The sequence below is a fragment of the Streptomyces sp. NPDC014864 genome, from assembly GCF_043081525.1.
In the GTDB taxonomy this organism is placed as follows: Bacteria; Actinomycetota; Actinomycetes; order Streptomycetales; family Streptomycetaceae; genus Streptomyces.
In genome coordinates this window covers 178,777-193,719 of the sequence record NZ_JBIBWT010000002.1, presented here as the reverse complement: position 1 = coordinate 193,719, position 14,943 = coordinate 178,777, and the positions used below count along the sequence as shown (strand labels likewise).

Genomic DNA, 14,943 nt, shown 5'->3' with positions numbered 1-14,943 from the left:
GCGGCTCCCCGGGCCCCTTCCCCCGGCGGTCACCCCTCGGCCGCGGGCAACGTCACCTCGAAGCGGCAGCCGCCGGGGATGTTGCGTACGGCGGCACGCCCCTGGTGGGCCTCCACGATGCCGCGCACGATGGCGAGACCCAGGCCCGCGCCCGCCGGGGGCGTACGGGCGTGCGTGCCGCGCCAGCCGGTGTCGAAGACACGGGGCAGGTCCTCCTCGGGGATGCCGCCGCAGCCGTCGCTGACGGAGAGGACGACGCCTTCGGCCGCGCGTTCGGCGGTGACGGCGACCGTGCCGTCCGCGGGGGTACGGCGGATCGCGTTGACCAGCAGGTTCCCTAGCACCCGGCTCATCTCCTTGCCGTCGACCTCGACCGGTACCGACGCGACGCGGTCGCCGACCAGGCGCACGCCGAGCTCCCGGGCCAGGGGGTCGGCGCCGGCGAGGGCGTCGCCGACGAGGTCGTAGAGGGAGATCCGGGAGCGGGTGAGGGCGAGGGCACCGGCGTGGATACGGGAGAGCTCGAACAGGTCGCCGACCATGTCGTTCAGCCGCTCGACCTCGGTGCGGATCTGCCTCAGGTACCGGGCCGGGTCGGCGGCCACGCCGTCCTCCAGTGCCTCGGACATCGCGCGCAGTCCGGCGAGCGGGGTGCGCAGGTCGTGGGAGATCCAGGCGACCAGTTCGCGGCGGGAGGACTCCAGGGCGCGCTCGCGTTCCCGGGAGGCGGCGAGCCTGGCGCTGGTGGCCGCCAGTTCCCGGCTCAGCGAATCCAGTTCGGCGGTGGCCGGACCCTCGGGGGCGGCGAAGTCGCCGCCGTCCCCGAACGAGCGTGCGGCGCGGGCGAGTTCGCGGCTGCGGGCGACGACCCAGCGGCCCAGCAGCAGCGCGGTGGCCAGGGACACCACGGCCGCCATCGCCACGACCGTGGTGACGACCGACAGGTCGTGCGCGGACAGGAACATCGCCTCCGCCACGGCCAGGGTTCCGGCGAGCATCGCGAGCACGGCCACGGCGGCCACCACGGCCAGGGACGCGATGAGCGAGCGGCGCCGGATCAGCCGCAGCACGCCCGCCCCGGCGAGGCCGGTCGCGGCGGCGCCGAGAAAGGCGTACAGGGCGATCAGGAGGGCGTCGCGCACGGCCGGCTCCCCTCGGAGCGGGCGGGGTCGAAGCGGTACCCGACGCCCCAGACGGTCTGGATCAGGCGGGGCCGGGCGGGGTCGTCCTCGACCTTGCCGCGCAGCCGTCGCACGTGCACGGTGACGGTCGACAGGTCACCGAAGTCCCAGCCCCAGACCTCCCGCATCAGGTCCTCGCGGCTGAACGCGCGCCCCGGGTGCCGGAGGAAGAAGGCGAGCAGGTCGAACTCGCGCAGGGTGAGGGCGAGTTCGGTGCCGTTCTTGGTGGCGCGGCGGGCGGCCGGGTCCACGGTGACTCCGGCCGCGGCCAGCGGGCCCGCCGTACCCGTCGGGTGGGCCGTCCCCGTCGGGTGGGCCGCGGTCGGGGGGCGTGTACGGCGCAGCACCGACTCCACGCGCAGGACGAGTTCGCGTGGGCTGAAGGGCTTGGTGACGTAGTCGTCGGCGCCGACCTCCAGGCCGAGGATGCGGTCGTCCTCGTCGCCGCGGGCGGTGAGCATGATGACGGCGACCGGTCCGCGGGCGCGCATCCGGCGGCACACCTCCAGGCCGTCCATGCCCGGCAGCATCAGGTCGAGCACCACCAGGTCGGGCCGCCGCGCGGCGGCCCGGGCGAGCGCGGTCGGCCCGTCGCCGGCGCGGTCCACGACGTGGCCGGCGCGGTCCAGGTAGCCGGAGACGACCTCGGCGACGGTGGGATCGTCCTCCACGACCAGGACCCGGGCGGCCCCGGCCGCGGTCCCGGGCGTCACGGGGGCGGCGTGCACGGGAGCGGCCTGCGCGGCCTCGGCCGGCGTGGGGCCGTCCCTCACGGCGTCGGCCGGAGCGGGGTCGGTCCTCAGGGCGTCGGCCCCCGGGGGCTCGTAGGGCTGCTGCATGCGTCCAGCCTCGCACCGCGCGCAGCACCCGTGCCGCCGAAGGGGCTCTCCGCCCTGCGACGTCCGCGTTTCGTAAGGAGCGGGGGCCCGATATGTCCGGTTCGTATTCGTAGGGTGAACACCGTGACGACCTCTCCCCCGTCCCCGGACGTCGACGTGGTGCTCCCCTGCCTGGACGAGGCCAGGGCCCTTCCCTGGGTCCTCGCCCGCATCCCCCGCGGCTGGCGCGCCCTCGTCGTGGACAACGGATCCACCGACGGCTCGGCCGAGTTGGCGCGCGCCCTCGGCGCGACCGTCGTGCCCGAGCCGTGCCGCGGGTTCGGCGCCGCCTGCCACGCCGGACTGACCGCGGCCACCGCGGACGTCGTGTGCTTCTGCGACTGCGACGCCTCCCTCGACCCGGCGCTGCTGGTCCCCTTCGTCCACGAGGTGCGTGCCGGGAAGGCCGACCTGGTGCTCGGCCGGCGCCGCCCTCAGGGCCGGGGCGCGTGGCCCGCGCATGCCCGCGCCGGGAACCTCGCCCTGACGCGGATGCTGCGCCGCCGCACGGGACTGCGCCTGCACGACCTCGGCCCACTGCGCGCCGCCCGCCGCGAGGCGCTGCTCGCCCTCGGTCTGACCGACCGCCGCAGCGGCTACCCGTTGCAGATGGTGGTCCGCGCCGCCGACGCGGGTTGGCGGGTCGCCGAGCACGACGTGCCGTACCTGCCGCGCACCGGCGCCTCCAAGGTCACCGGCACCTGGCGCGGGACCTGGCAGACGGTGCGGGACATGAGCCGCGTACTGGCCGAACCGGCCCCGTCCGGCGCCGCGGGGGTGCCCCGGTGACCACCCTCCTCGTCATCGCCAAGGAACCCCGGCCGGGGAGGGTGAAGACCCGGCTGACGCCTCCGTTCACCCCGCGGGAGGCGGCGGAACTCGCCGAGGCGGCCCTCGCCGACACACTGCACGCCGTCGCCGCCGCGCCCGCCTCCCGGCGGGTCCTGGTGCTCGACGGCACGCCCGGCCCCTGGCTTCCGCCCGGATTCGACGTCGTGCCCCAGTGTGGGGGCGGCCTGGACGAACGACTGGCGGCGGCCTTCGCGGGCTGCGCCGGTCCTGCGCTGCTCATCGGGATGGACACGCCGCAGGTGACACCGGCGCTGCTGACCGTGGACTTCGCCGACTGCGACGCCTGCCTGGGACCGGCCGAGGACGGGGGTTTCTGGGCGCTGGGGATGGCCGTCCCCGACCCTCGGCTGCTGCGTGGCGTGCCCATGTCGACGGCGAGCACGGGCGCCGTGCAGCGGGATCGGCTCGTCGGCGCGGGGCTGCGCCTGCGCGACCTGCCACGCCTGCGCGACGTCGACACGGCCGCCGACGCACGGGCGGTCGCCGCCCGCGCCCCCCACGGCCGGTTCGCCGCGCGGCTCGCCCGGCTCACGGCGGTCGGTGGCCGATGAGCACCGCACACGAGCTCGCGCCGTCGGACGCACACGAGCTCGCGCCGTCGGACGCACACGAGCTCGCGCCGTCGGCCGCGCCCGGGCGGCGGGCGCGGCCGGCGGCGCCCGCGTGGGCCGCGGACGAGCCCTACTCCGCCGCCCTGCGCACCGGCCACGGCCCGCTCTTTCTGCGCCGGACCGACGGTTGGCTGCTGCCGCTGGAGGTGGAGCGGTGGTGCGCCGACCCGGATCCGGCGGACCTGGCGGTCCTGGCCCGCTGCGAGGGCGCCGTGCTCGACGTGGGCTGCGGACCGGGCCGCCTGGTAGCGGCCCTCGCGGCCGCGGGAGGCCACGTGCTGGGCATCGACGTCAGCGAGGCGGCGGTCGCCCACACGCGACGGCGGGTGGGCCGTCCGCCGCGCGGGCCGGGCATGGAACGCCGGGACGCAACGGCAGCCCTCTCGCGGAGGGCAGGGGGCGGCAGCCGATCGGCAACGGGCGAGCCGAGGGGAGCCACCGGGGAGGGGTACGCGTTGTACGCCCCGGGGCCAGGAACAGGGGACGAGTCCGCGCCGCACGGCCCGGGGGCGGATACCGGGGGCGGGTCGGCGCCGCACGGCCGACCGGCTGAGGCCGGGGGCCGGTCCGCGCCGCCCGCCCCGGACGCGGAGGCTGACGGCGCGTCCCCGCCGTACGCCACGGGAGACGATGCGTCCCCGCCGTACCCTCCGGGGACGGAGGCCGGGCACGGGTGCGTGTTGCGCCGGTCGGTCTTCGAGGCGGTTCCCGGGACGGGGTGCTGGGGCACCGCACTGCTCATGGACGGCAACGTCGGCATCGGCGGTGATCCGGGCGCCCTGCTGCGCCGTCTGGCCCGCCTGGTGCGCGCGGGCGGACTGCTGATCGCCGAGACCTCGCCGATGGACGTCGACGAACGCGTCCACGTGCAGGTCGTGGGCGTCACCGGCGCCCGCGACGTCACGGGCGCCCCGTTCCCCTGGGCGCGGCTCGGCGCCGCGGCCCTGCTCCGCCACGCGGACCGGGCCGGCTGGCGGCCCGTCGATCAGTGGACGGCCGGCGGGCGGTGCTTCGTCGCCCTGCGCAACCGCAGGACGAGCAGCAGCGCCGAGCCGCCGAAGAGCACTGCCGTGATCAGCAGCCAGCGAGCGAGGAAGCCCTCCACCGGCAGCCCGGCGGCCGACTGGTAACGCCCGGCCACCTGACCGCTGATCAGCGGGAACCACATCAGGAGCAGCAACCCGGACAGAGCCGCCGGGACCCGGACGTACAGGACCCGCTCCCGGCGCCCCGCCGCGCCCGCCGCCCGGACGACGGCGCGGTCGGCCGCCGTGTACAGCGGCAGCAGCACCAGGTCGTGCAGCAGCGCGGCGCCCACGAACCACACCGCCACCGCGAACCAGTCGTCGGCGAGGAGCCGTACCCCCGCGTACGCGGCGAGCGCGAACGAGCAGGCCAGGAGCAGCAATTGCAGGGGGCTGCCCACCACAGGACGGCGTGGCATCACAGGTCTCCGAAGGTCATCCGGGCCACCCACTTGGTGTTGAGCACACCGGGTGCCGCGGGCACGATGACGCGGGCGGGGTAGCCGTGGTCGGGGGTCAGGTCCTCGCCGTTGACGTACAGGGCGAGCAGGGATCGCGGGTCGGCGACCTGGTTGGCGCGCAGGGCGGCGTGGCGGAAGGCGCCGTGCCGCTGGAGCGACTCCACGAGCACGTCGGGCGGATCGTCGTGTCCGACGAGGGCGGCCAGGTCGCGCAGCCGCACGCCGCGCCACCACTGGTCCGAGGTGGACCATCCCTCCACGCAGGCGATGGGCAGCGCCGAGCTGTGCAGCGGGAGCCGCTCCAGGTCGGCCCGGGAGAGCCGGACGGTGCCGGCGCGGCCGGCCACGGTCAACCGCCACGCCTGAGCGTTCGTGTCCGCGTCGCGGATCCCCGCGTACGCGGCGGTCTTGTTGATCTGGAAGCCGCCCGGACCGCTGCCCGGCTCGGCCCAGCCGTGCGGCGCAAGCAGGGCGGTCCGCCGCAGCGGCCCGTCGAAGCTGCGGCCCACGGTCGTGCCGAACAGCAGCAGCGAGCCGCCGCCGACCAGCCAGAGCGCCCCGCGCCGCGAGACGGTGGGCGCGTCGGGCCGCGGCGCCACCAGACCCTCTTCCGGCGCCACCGGACCGTCCCCCGCCGCCGTCGCCACCGGACCGTCCCCCGGCACCTTCGCCCCGTCCCCGCGCGCCTGGCCCGTGCCCCGCGCACGGCCCGCCTCGCGCGCCCGACCCGCTCCCCGCTCCTGACCCGCGTCCCCCTCGTGGCCCGCCTCCCGCGCACGGCGTACGTTCCGCAGGGCCACGGGCAGCTTCAGAACCGCGTGGGCGACGAAGGCGGCGAAGAAGACCCAGGCGCCGTAGAAGTGCAGCGGGTAGAACGAGCCGGGGAAGACGTAGTCGAGCTGGACGTTGAGCACCCCGGTGGTGAACTCGAACAAGCCCCCGCCGACGAGGAGCAGGAGCGAGAGCCGCTCCAGTGCGTGGGCGAGCGACCGGGCGGGCGGCAGGGCGAACAGCCGGGGCACCACCGACCACAGCTTGGCCAGGAGGACGGGGATCAGCGTGATGCCGAGGGTGACGTGGACGCCCTGGCTCACCCGGTACAGCCAGTACGGGTGGGTCGGCCAGGCGAACAGGTAGAAACCGAGGATCCCCTTGCCGGGGGTCTGGTCGTTCACCGGCGACAGGTCCGGGTTGTAGGCGGCGTAGGAGACCAGGCCGGTCACGAACAGCACGGTGATGCCGGCGAGCAGGACGAGGCCGAGCACCGAGGTGAACCAGGGGCCGCGCAGCGGACTGCGCCAGAAGCCGGGCGAGGAGGGGAGCCGTGGATCGCTCATGACCCGACGGTAGGCCGGGAACACCCAGGAAAAGGTCCGCGAGCCATGACGAAACGCTGACGTCCGGCCCGTGCGCCGTCACCGGGCCCGTTCGGCGCCCTAGCGTGCCGGTGTGACCCGCCCTCTCCTGCGCGACCTGTGCGCCGCCGTGGCCGCGACCCTGCTGGTGGTGGCGGCCGTCCTGGTCGGCCGCCACATCCAGTCCACCCGCCACACGCTGTTCCTCCACTGGCCTCCGCTGTTCGCCGACTGGGACCCCCACGTCGGGCCGGGCACACCGGCCGCCGGGCTGGTGGCGGTCGCCGTGGTGGCGTACGGGCCCGCGCTCGCGGCACGGCTGCCGTGGCGGGCACTGCTCGCCGCCACCTGGGTCACCGCCATGGCCTGGACCTGGTCGCTCGCCCTGGTCGACGGATGGCACCGGGGCGTGGCCGCCCGGCTGACCACTCCCAACGAGTACCTGCGGGTCGTCGGCCGCTTCCAGGACATCCCGGCCACTCTGCGGGACTTCACCCACCACATCGTGGCCGGGTCGCCGTCCCCCTGGCCCGCCCACATCGCCGGCCATCCGCCGGGGGCGACGCTCACCTTCGTGCTGCTCGACCGGATCGGCCTGCGCGGCGGCGGCTGGGCGGGTGCCTGGTGCATCACCGTGGGGGCAACGGCGAGCGTGGCCGTGCTGGTGGCGGTGCGGGCGCTGGCCGGGGGCGGACTGGCGCGCCGGGCGGCGCCGTTCCTGGCGCTCGCGCCGGCCGCGGTGTGGGTGGGCGCCTCCGCGGACGGCTACTTCGCCGCCGTGGCCGCGTGGTCCGTGGCGCTGCTCGCCCTGGCGGTGACGGCCGGGCCGGCGCCCGGCCGACGGGCCGCCGCCTTCGGCGCGGGGCTGCTGTTCGGCCTGACCTGCTACCTCTCCTACGGCCTCACCCTGTTCGCGCTGATCGCGGCCGGTGCGCTGCTGCTCGGCGGCCGCCGTCCCGGCACCCGCACGGACGTCCTTCCGTTCCTGCTCGCCGGCCTCGCCGTGGTGCCCGCGCTGTTCACCGTCGCCGGGTTCGACTGGTGGGAGGCGTACCGGCTGCTGGTCACGCGCTACTACCAGGGGGTGGGCGGGACGCGGCCCTACGGCTACTGGGTGTGGGCCAATCTCGCGTGCACCGTCTTCGTCGTCGGCCTCGCCACCGTGGCCGGACTGGGCCGGGCCGGTACCGCGCTGTTCCGCCGGCAGGCCGGGGTGCTGGCCCGTCCGGCGCCGGAGGCAGCGGACGGCGGGGGCGGGGCGGCCGAGGCGCGCCTGGCCCTGCTCGTCCTCTGCGCGCTGCTCGCCCTGCTGGTCGCGGACCTGTCCGGCATGAGCAAGGCGGAGACGGAGCGCATCTGGCTGCCGTTCGCGATGTGGCTGCTTCCGGCCTGCGCGCTGCTGCCCCGCCCCCGTGTCTGGCTGACCGTACAGGCCCTGGTCGCCCTGCTCGTCAATCATCTGCTGCTGACGGGCTGGTGACCGGGCGCGGCGCTCATGCGGAGCGCCGTCCGGCCGGGTGGGCGTGCGGGTCCTCGCGGAGGGCGACCCTGGCCGAGATGCGCTTGCCGGTGCTCCCGCGCCGCACGGCGAATCCCTCGCTGACGGCGCGCACGATCTCCAGCCCGTGCCGGCCGATCCGCTCCGGATCCGCGGCACAGGCCACCGGCAGCCGCGGGTCACTGTCCGCGACCGCCACCTCGACGTCGTCCCCCGCGATCCGCAACTCCAGCATGACGGGACCGGCCGCGTACTTGCGGGCATTGGTGACCAGCTCGCTGACCACAAGCTGGGTGACCTCCTCGGCCCGCGTCGAGACCCGCAGACCGTGACCCACGCGTGCGTCGCTCAGGAACTCCGCCGCGAGATGACGTGCTTCGGCGATGCATGCCCCACCGCCCCCGAGGGCGGCCGAAGTCCGCAGGCCCTCGAGGTCCGGCGGCGTGCAGCCGTCCGACGAAAAGGGTTCCATACGCACCGCCTTCACTGCCGCGAACACAGACTTCGCAGGTACCCGCAGCAACGGCGGGTACGCACTCGCGTCGGCCGATCGGCCATCCGGCCGATCGGCCGGCGCGGGTCCCCGAGGCCGCCTACACAGGCGAAGGCCGGTCGTCCCCGTCCGGACGTCGCCCGGAAAATGACCGCGGAAAAGCCGGACGAGACTCCCCGGGGGAAGCCAGAAGGCGCCCGCCGGGAAAGTCGGCGGGGATCTGCCGGGAAGTCGGAGGAGAATGGAATCCCCGTTCGCGGGACACTCCTAGGAGGCCCAGTAGTGTCGCACAGACGTGCGGAACGCAGGGTTCCGACATCGACGGCGGCCAGGGAGCCTCCATCCAGGACGAGGAGGCGCGAAGTGACGGGTGCGAAGGCCACCGGGGCGGTCGACCAGCCCCATCCGGCCTCGACCGGGACCGCGGCCGGGCCTGCCGGTCTCTCGGGGTCGCTGAACGCGATCGGCGCCGGGGCTTACGTGGTCGACGAGCAGGGATGCATCGTCGCCGTGAACGCCCGGGCCCAGGAGCTGCTGGGGCGCCCGCCCGCCGAGTTCCTCGGCCAGGACGCGCACGACCTGCTGCACCGCAGCCGGTTCGGGGAGCAGCTGCCGCGGTCCCAGTGCGCGATGCGCCCGGCGTTTCTGACCGGCCGCACCGCGCAGGCCAGGCAGGACTGGTTCGAGCGGGGCAACGGTTCCCTGCTGACGATCTCCTGGCTGATCACTCCGTACCAGTTCGGGGACGGGCGTGCGGGCACGCTGGTGATCTTCCATCCGGTGCTGGAGGAGGACGTGTTCGGGGCGGTCCCGGAGACCGGGCCGGCCACGGAGACGCTCTCGGAGCTGGAGCGGCTGGCCCTGCTCGCGGAGACCACCACGCAGCTCACCTCGACCCTGGACGTGGACGAGGCCCTGCACCGGCTGGTGCGGCTGGTGGTGCCCCGGCTGGCGGACTGGGCGATCATCGACCTGCTCACCGAGAGCGACGAGGTGTGGCGTTCCCTGGTGGTCCAGGCGGACGAGAGCGGCCTGGTGACCCGGGAGGACCTCCAGGGGCCGATGCCGCCGCTGCCGGAGCAGTCGTCGATGCCGCTGTCGCGGGCGCTGCGCGGGGCGGCGTCCACCGTGGTGGGCCCGGAAACCTACCAGGGCGAAGCGGACTCCGGCATCGCGGTCGAACAGCGCCGGCTGTTCGACACCACCGGTATGCACTCGGCGGTGATGGCGCCGATCAGCAGCCTGCGCGAGGTCCTCGGCGCGCTGACGCTGGGCCGGTCGCGGCGGCGCGAGCCGTTCACCGTCGCGGATCTGCCGCTGCTGGAGGACATCACGCGCCGGGCCGGTCTCGCCCTGGAGAACGCCCGCCTCTACCAGCGTCAGCGCAAGGTCGCCGAGACGATGCAGCGCCACCTGCTGCCCCAGCTGCCGCCCGTGGAACATCTGGAGATGGCCGCCCGGTACCTGCCGGCACCGGACGCCTCGCAGGTCGGCGGGGACTGGTACGACGCGTTCGCCCTGAGCGACGGCGCCACGGCCCTCGCCATCGGCGATGTCGTCGGACACGATCTGGACGCGGCGGCCGGCATGGCCCAGCTGCGTAACATGCTGCGCGCCTACGCCTGGTCGGAGCAGCGGCTGCCGAGCATGATCGTGGAGTGGCTGGACCACGCGACCCAGCACCTCAGCGAGGTCACCATGGCCACCATGATCTTCGCGCGGATAAGCCCGCTCACCGGCGGGCAGTGGGAACTGTCCTGGACGAACGCCGGGCACCCGCCGCCCCTGCTGATCACTCAGGACGGCCGGAGCCGCTTTCTCACCCAGGGTCACGGACTGCTCCTCGGCACCCGGGTGAGCCGGGCCCGCGTGGACGCGTCGACGGTCCTGCCGCCCGGCTCCACCCTGGTGCTCTACACGGACGGTCTGGTCGAGGCGCCGCGCCGGCTCATCGACGACGGACTCGACCAGCTGCGCCGGCACGCCGCCTCCCTCAGCCACCATCCGCTGGAGTCCTTCACCGACCAGTTGCTCGTGCGGGTGCGCCCGGAGGACAACGACGACGACGTCGCGATACTCGCGCTGCGGACCCCCGCTCAGGAGTGACCGCTCCCCTCCCCGGCGGGGCCGCCTCCGTTTCCCGCGGGCCCCAGGGGAAACCCGGAGGTCCGTAGGGCACCAGCACGCCGGCGCGCCGGCCCGGTGCACTCGTCTCGATCACGGAGCGTGCCGATGAGCGAGCAACCGTCCCCGAGCAGCGACCAGCCGTCGCCGGTGGGTGGGCAGCCGCCCCCGGGAAGCGGGCAGCCGCCCCCGGCCGGTGGTGACCAGCCCTCCCCGACGACCGAGCCCCTCCCAGCGACGGGGCCCTCCGCGGCCGGGCGGCCGCCCCCGTCCTCCGACCGCCCGGTGGTCGGCTCCTATCCGACCTACGAAGGGGCCCAGCGGGCGGTGGACTTCCTGTCGGACAACGGCTTCCCCGTGGAACACACCGCGATCATCGGCTCCGACCTGCGGATGGTCGAGACCGTGCTCGGCCGCCTCACCCGCGGCCGCGCCGCCCTGGCCGGAGCGGGGTCCGGAGCCTGGTTCGGGCTCCTGATCGGCCTGTTGCTCTCCCTGTTCGCCGCGGGCACCCACAACGCCGTCGTGCTGCTGCTCAGCGGCCTCGCCTACGGCGCCGTCTTCGGCGCGGTCTTCGGCTTCATCGGCCACGCGTTCACCGGAGGCCGGCGCGACTTCGCCTCCCGCAGCCAGATCGTGGCCTCCCGCTACGACGTCGTGGCCGATCCCGAGGTGGCCGCAGACGCCAGGAACCTGCTCGTCAAACTCGCCTGGCGCGAGTCCTGAGGGTGCCACGCAGGCCGGTCCCGGGCCCGGCGGCGCCGCCCACCCGGCGTCGCTCATCTGATGCCAGTGAGTCGTCGGATGTGAGCCCGAGGCTTGTGATCGTGGCAGAAGGGCACTCGGACACTCCGGACGCCGCGCACGTGGCCGCACCGGTCCGCTGACGCGGCCGGCCCGCTTCGCGCGCGGCGTCCGGGCAGATCAAAAGGGCTAGGGGAGATCGTGACGTTGCGCATCGGGGCAGAGGAAGAGTTCCACGTACTGGATGTGGAGAGCGGCCGACTGGTCCCGCGGGCACCGGCCGTACTCGACCGCCTGAACGGGCCGGAATTCACCACCGAGCTGCAGCAGTCGGTGGTGGAGAGCAACAGCGGGGTGCACGGCACGCTGGACGACCTGTACACGGACCTGGCCGGGGCACGGCGGCGGCTCGACGCCGCGGCCTCCTCGCTGGGCCTGGCGGTGGTGGCGGCGGGCACCGTCCCGCTGGCCCGGGTGACCTCCCGGGAGATCACCGCCGATCCACGCTACCGGCACATGGTCGAGGAGTACCGCCGGGTCGCCGACGAACAGCTCATCTGCAGCGCGCAGGTGCACGTCGACGTGCCCGACCGGGACACCGCCGTACGGGCCATGTGCCTGGTCTCGCCGTGGCTGCCGCCGCTGCTGGCGCTGTCGGCCAGTTCGCCGTTCTGGCTCGGCTCCGACACCGGGTACGCGAGCTGGCGGACCATGCTGTGGCAGCGCTGGCCCACCGCCGGCCCGGTCGGCTGCCACGCCGACGCGGGCAGCTACGACGCGGCGCTGGAGGAACTGATCCGCTCGGGCGTGATCAGCGACGCCGGGATGGTCTACCACGACGTGCGCCCCTCGGCGCATCAGCACACGCTGGAGCTGCGGATCTGCGACGCCTGCCCGCGGGTGGAGACGGTCGTGCTGGTCGCCGGGCTGTTCCGCGCCCTGGTGCGCGACGCCTGCGAGCGGCTGGCCCGCACGGACGGCCCCGCGTGCGACGGGCGCCACGACTGGCTGCGCGCCGCCTCCTGGCGCGCCGCGCGCTCCGGCCTGGAGGGGCCCCTCGTGGACCCGGCCACGCGCCGCGCCGTACCGGCCCGGGTCGCCCTGCTCGGAATGCTGGCCCGGCTGCGGCCCGCGCTGGAGGCGTCCGGCGACTGGGAGACCGTGCACGAGCTGCTGGACCGGGCCCTGGCCGAGGGCAGCGCGGCGCACCGGCTGCGGCGCGCCGCCGAGGCCGACGACCTGCTCGCCAGCGTGGACCTGATGGTCGCCGAGACGCGCGGCGCGGCCACCCCGCGAGCGGGCGCGCCGGCCCGCCGACCGGGTCCCGCACCGGCACGCATCCGGGCACGGGCCCAGGCAAAGCCGCAAGGACAGACACAGGCACGGACACGCCCGGTCGGCTGGGGCACGGGCGCCTGACCCTTCGCCGCCTCGCACGGGGTGCCCAGGGCACCCGAAGCAGATCCAAGGAGAGTCGTCGACACCATGTCCTACCTCACCGCTCCCGCCCCCTCCGCCACTCCCGCCTCGTCCACCGCATCCGCCTCCGAGGCCTCCCCCGGGCCCGAGCCCTCGGCAGACGCACGGGCCACCGTCCCCGGCCGCAGACGCGCGGCCCGGGGCGGAACCGTGCCGCCGACGGCGTACGAGGAGTTCTCGGAAGGGAGGTCCGCCTGATGTGCGGGCTCAGCGGCGAGGTCCGCTTCGACGGCGACACGCCCGACCTGGCAGCGGTCGAGCGGATGACCGACCGGCTCGCTCCCCGCGGGCCCGACGGGCGCGGGCTGTGGTCACAGGGCCCCGTCGCCCTCGGCCACCGCCGACTGAAGATCATCGATCTCTCGGACAGCGGCGCGCAGCCCATGGCCGACCCGCGGGCGCGGATCGCCGGCGTCTTCAACGGCTGCGTCTACAACTACCGCGAGCTGCGCGACGAACTGACCGCCCTCGGCCACCGCTTCTTCTCCGGCTCGGACACCGAGGTGGTGCTCAAGGCGTACCAGGAGTGGGGCACGTCCTTCGTCGAGCGCTTCTACGGCATGTTCGCCATCGCGATCGTCGAGCAGGACAGCGGGCGGGTGGTCCTGGCCCGGGACCGGCTCGGCGTCAAGCCGCTCTACCTGGCCGAGACGCCGGGACGGCTGCGGTTCGCCTCGTCGCTGCCCGCGCTGCTGGCCGGCGGCGGTGTGGACACCTCGCTCGACCCGGTCGCGCTGCACCAGTACCTCAGCTGGCACGCCACCGTGGCGGCCCCGCACACCATCCTCAACGGCGTGCGCAAACTGCCGCCCGCCACGGTCCGCGTCATCGAGCCGGACGGCTCCCGCACCGACCACTGCTACTGGCAGCCCGAGTACACCCGGCGTGCGGAGTACGCCGGCCTCGGCGCGCAGGACTGGACGGACGCGGTGCTGGACGCCCTGCGCACGGCCGTCCGCCGCCGGATGGTCGCCGACGTGCCGGTGGGGGTGCTGCTCTCGGGCGGTCTGGACTCCAGCCTGATCGTGGCGCTGCTGGCCGACGGGGGGCAGACCGACCTGGCCACCTTCAGCGTGGGCTTCGAGTCCGAAGGAGGCGAGGAGGGCGACGAGTTCCACTACTCGGACCTGGTGGCGCGGCACTTCGACACCGACCACCACCAGCTGATGGTCCCCTCCGACCGGGTGTCCCGGGCGCTGGACGGGGCGGTCCTGGCGATGAGCGAACCCATGATCAGCCACGACGTGGTGGCCTTCCACCTGCTGTCCGAGCAGGTGGCCAAGGAGGTCAAGGTCGTGCAGAGCGGTCAGGGCGCCGACGAGGTCTTCGCGGGCTACCACTGGTATCCGGCCATGGCGGGGGTGTCCCGGGAGCGGGCGGCCGAGGCGTACGTCGACACCTACTTCGACCGGCCGCACGCCGACCTCGCCCACATGCTCGAACCCGCCGTGCTGCCGGGCCAGGACGTCTCCGGCGACTTCGTCCGCGCGCACATGGCGGCGCCGGGCGCGGAGACCGCCCTGGACGCGGATCTGCGGCTGGACACGCATGTGATGATGGTGGACGACCCGGTGAAGCGGGTCGACAACATGACGATGGACTGGGGCCTGGAGGCCCGGGTGCCGTTCCTCGACCACGAGCTCGTCGAGCTGGCCGCGGCCTGCCCGCCCGAGCTCAAGCTCGCCGACGGCGGCAAGGGCGTGCTGAAGGCCGCAGGCCGCAAGATCCTGCCGCGCGAGGTCGTCGACCGGCCCAAGGGCTACTTCCCGGTCCCGGCGATCAAGCACATGGCCGGGCCGGTGCTGCACCGGGTCCGCGAGGCCCTCACCGCCCCCGAGGCCACGACACGGGGCGTCTTCCGCCAGGACTACGTCGCCGAACTCCTCGCCGCCCCCAACGCACACCGCACCAAGCGCGGGGCGAACACCCTGTGGCAGGTAGCTTTGCTGGAGATATGGCTGCAGACGCACGGAATCCGCTGACCGGCGCGCCGACGCCGCACCCGTCCCCGCCCGGCCCGGAACCGACCGACACGGGAGGCCCCGCGGTCGACCCCCGGATCACCGAGGAGGGCGGCGCGACGGGCGCGCGTGTCGCGGGCGCCCGCGACACCGACAGCAACGGCCACGACCACGGCCTGGACCGCGACGCGAAGGCCACCGCGCCGGGTGCGGCGCGGGACGCCGAGGGCGCGGACCCGCCCGGGTCGGCGCCGGCCGCCGCCGTCGAGGACGCGCCGAGA

Annotated in this window: 13 protein-coding genes and 1 pseudogene; 9 read left to right on the top strand and 5 right to left on the bottom strand. The window is 74.9% G+C overall.

Features of this window, described 5'->3' with window-relative positions:
* Positions 1-29: 29 nt before the first annotated feature.
* On the bottom strand, positions 30-1,142 hold the full coding sequence (locus tag ACF1A5_RS04780; RefSeq protein WP_392191379.1) for a sensor histidine kinase: 1,113 nt from the start codon (positions 1,140-1,142) through the stop codon (positions 30-32).
* Entirely contained in the window at positions 1,124-2,020 is an 897-nt protein-coding gene (locus ACF1A5_RS04775) for a response regulator transcription factor (protein ID WP_392191378.1), read from the bottom strand. Before ACF1A5_RS04775 ends, ACF1A5_RS04780 begins: the two co-directional genes overlap by 19 nt.
* 114 nt (positions 2,021-2,134) lie before the next feature.
* Here ACF1A5_RS04775 and ACF1A5_RS04770 point away from each other — a divergent pair, with 114 nt between their 5' ends.
* From ACF1A5_RS04770 to ACF1A5_RS04760, 3 genes and pseudogenes are all read left to right on the top strand, one after another.
* Positions 2,135-2,848: a glycosyltransferase family 2 protein gene (locus tag ACF1A5_RS04770; protein WP_392191377.1), complete on the top strand. Its 714-nt coding sequence runs from the start codon at positions 2,135-2,137 to the stop codon at positions 2,846-2,848.
* Entirely contained in the window at positions 2,845-3,462 is a 618-nt protein-coding gene (locus ACF1A5_RS04765; protein WP_392191376.1) for a DUF2064 domain-containing protein, read from the top strand. The genes ACF1A5_RS04770 and ACF1A5_RS04765 overlap by 4 nt, the downstream gene beginning before the upstream one ends.
* A pseudogene (locus tag ACF1A5_RS04760) lies at positions 3,459-3,857 on the top strand (class I SAM-dependent methyltransferase); the annotation flags it as partial. The gene ACF1A5_RS04765 and the pseudogene ACF1A5_RS04760, both read left to right, overlap by 4 nt.
* Before the next feature lie 650 nt (positions 3,858-4,507).
* On the opposite strand, the gene ACF1A5_RS04755 reads toward ACF1A5_RS04760, so the two are convergent.
* Entirely contained in the window at positions 4,508-4,966 is a 459-nt protein-coding gene (locus ACF1A5_RS04755; RefSeq protein ID WP_392191375.1) for a hypothetical protein, read from the bottom strand.
* Positions 4,966-6,345, bottom strand: coding sequence for a molybdopterin-dependent oxidoreductase (locus ACF1A5_RS04750; protein ID WP_392191374.1), 1,380 nt, complete (start codon positions 6,343-6,345; stop codon positions 4,966-4,968). Before ACF1A5_RS04750 ends, ACF1A5_RS04755 begins: the two co-directional genes overlap by 1 nt.
* Positions 6,346-6,457: 112 nt before the next feature.
* On the opposite strand from ACF1A5_RS04750, the gene ACF1A5_RS04745 reads away from it, so the two are divergent.
* Positions 6,458-7,843: a hypothetical protein gene (locus tag ACF1A5_RS04745; protein WP_392191373.1), complete on the top strand. Its 1,386-nt coding sequence runs from the start codon at positions 6,458-6,460 to the stop codon at positions 7,841-7,843.
* A gap of 13 nt (positions 7,844-7,856) precedes the next feature.
* Here the strand turns inward: ACF1A5_RS04745 and ACF1A5_RS04740 are convergent, their stop codons facing one another.
* A complete protein-coding gene (locus ACF1A5_RS04740; protein ID WP_392191372.1) occupies positions 7,857-8,333 on the bottom strand; it encodes an ATP-binding protein in 477 nt (158 codons plus the stop codon).
* Between the two features lie 384 nt (positions 8,334-8,717).
* Here ACF1A5_RS04740 and ACF1A5_RS04735 point away from each other — a divergent pair, with 384 nt between their 5' ends.
* The 5 genes from ACF1A5_RS04735 (at position 8,718) to ACF1A5_RS04715 (ending at position 14,683) form a co-directional block, all read left to right on the top strand.
* The gene (locus ACF1A5_RS04735; RefSeq protein WP_392191371.1) at positions 8,718-10,460 is read left to right on the top strand and encodes a SpoIIE family protein phosphatase; all 1,743 of its coding nucleotides are present in this window, start codon (positions 8,718-8,720) and stop codon (positions 10,458-10,460) included.
* Positions 10,461-10,763: 303 nt separating this feature from the next.
* Positions 10,764-11,204 carry a general stress protein gene (locus tag ACF1A5_RS04730; RefSeq protein ID WP_392191679.1) on the top strand — a complete coding sequence of 147 codons (441 nt, stop codon included), beginning with the start codon at positions 10,764-10,766 and terminating at the stop codon, positions 11,202-11,204.
* A gap of 219 nt (positions 11,205-11,423) precedes the next feature.
* Positions 11,424-12,641, top strand: a complete 1,218-nt coding sequence (locus ACF1A5_RS04725) for a YbdK family carboxylate-amine ligase (RefSeq protein WP_392191370.1) — start codon at positions 11,424-11,426, stop codon at positions 12,639-12,641.
* 66 nt (positions 12,642-12,707) lie between these two features.
* Positions 12,708-12,899: a hypothetical protein gene (locus ACF1A5_RS04720; RefSeq protein WP_392191369.1), complete on the top strand. Its 192-nt coding sequence runs from the start codon at positions 12,708-12,710 to the stop codon at positions 12,897-12,899.
* On the top strand, positions 12,899-14,683 hold the full coding sequence (locus ACF1A5_RS04715; protein WP_392191368.1) for an N-acetylglutaminylglutamine amidotransferase: 1,785 nt from the start codon (positions 12,899-12,901) through the stop codon (positions 14,681-14,683). The genes ACF1A5_RS04720 and ACF1A5_RS04715 overlap by 1 nt, the downstream gene beginning before the upstream one ends.
* Positions 14,684-14,943: the final 260 nt, after the last annotated feature.

What these genes read in the sequence shown, in the direction of transcription:
- ACF1A5_RS04775 (WP_392191378.1), bottom strand. Translation starts at nt 2,020, where the DNA reads ATGCAGCAGCCCTACGAGCCCCCGGGGGCCGACGCCCTGAGGACCGAC.
- ACF1A5_RS04755 (WP_392191375.1), bottom strand. Translation starts at nt 4,966, where the DNA reads ATGCCACGCCGTCCTGTGGTGGGCAGCCCCCTGCAATTGCTGCTCCTG.
- ACF1A5_RS04750 (WP_392191374.1), bottom strand. Translation starts at nt 6,345, where the DNA reads ATGAGCGATCCACGGCTCCCCTCCTCGCCCGGCTTCTGGCGCAGTCCG.
- ACF1A5_RS04740 (WP_392191372.1), bottom strand. Translation starts at nt 8,333, where the DNA reads ATGGAACCCTTTTCGTCGGACGGCTGCACGCCGCCGGACCTCGAGGGC.
- ACF1A5_RS04720 (WP_392191369.1), top strand. Translation starts at nt 12,708, where the DNA reads ATGTCCTACCTCACCGCTCCCGCCCCCTCCGCCACTCCCGCCTCGTCC.
- ACF1A5_RS04715 (WP_392191368.1), top strand. Translation starts at nt 12,899, where the DNA reads ATGTGCGGGCTCAGCGGCGAGGTCCGCTTCGACGGCGACACGCCCGAC.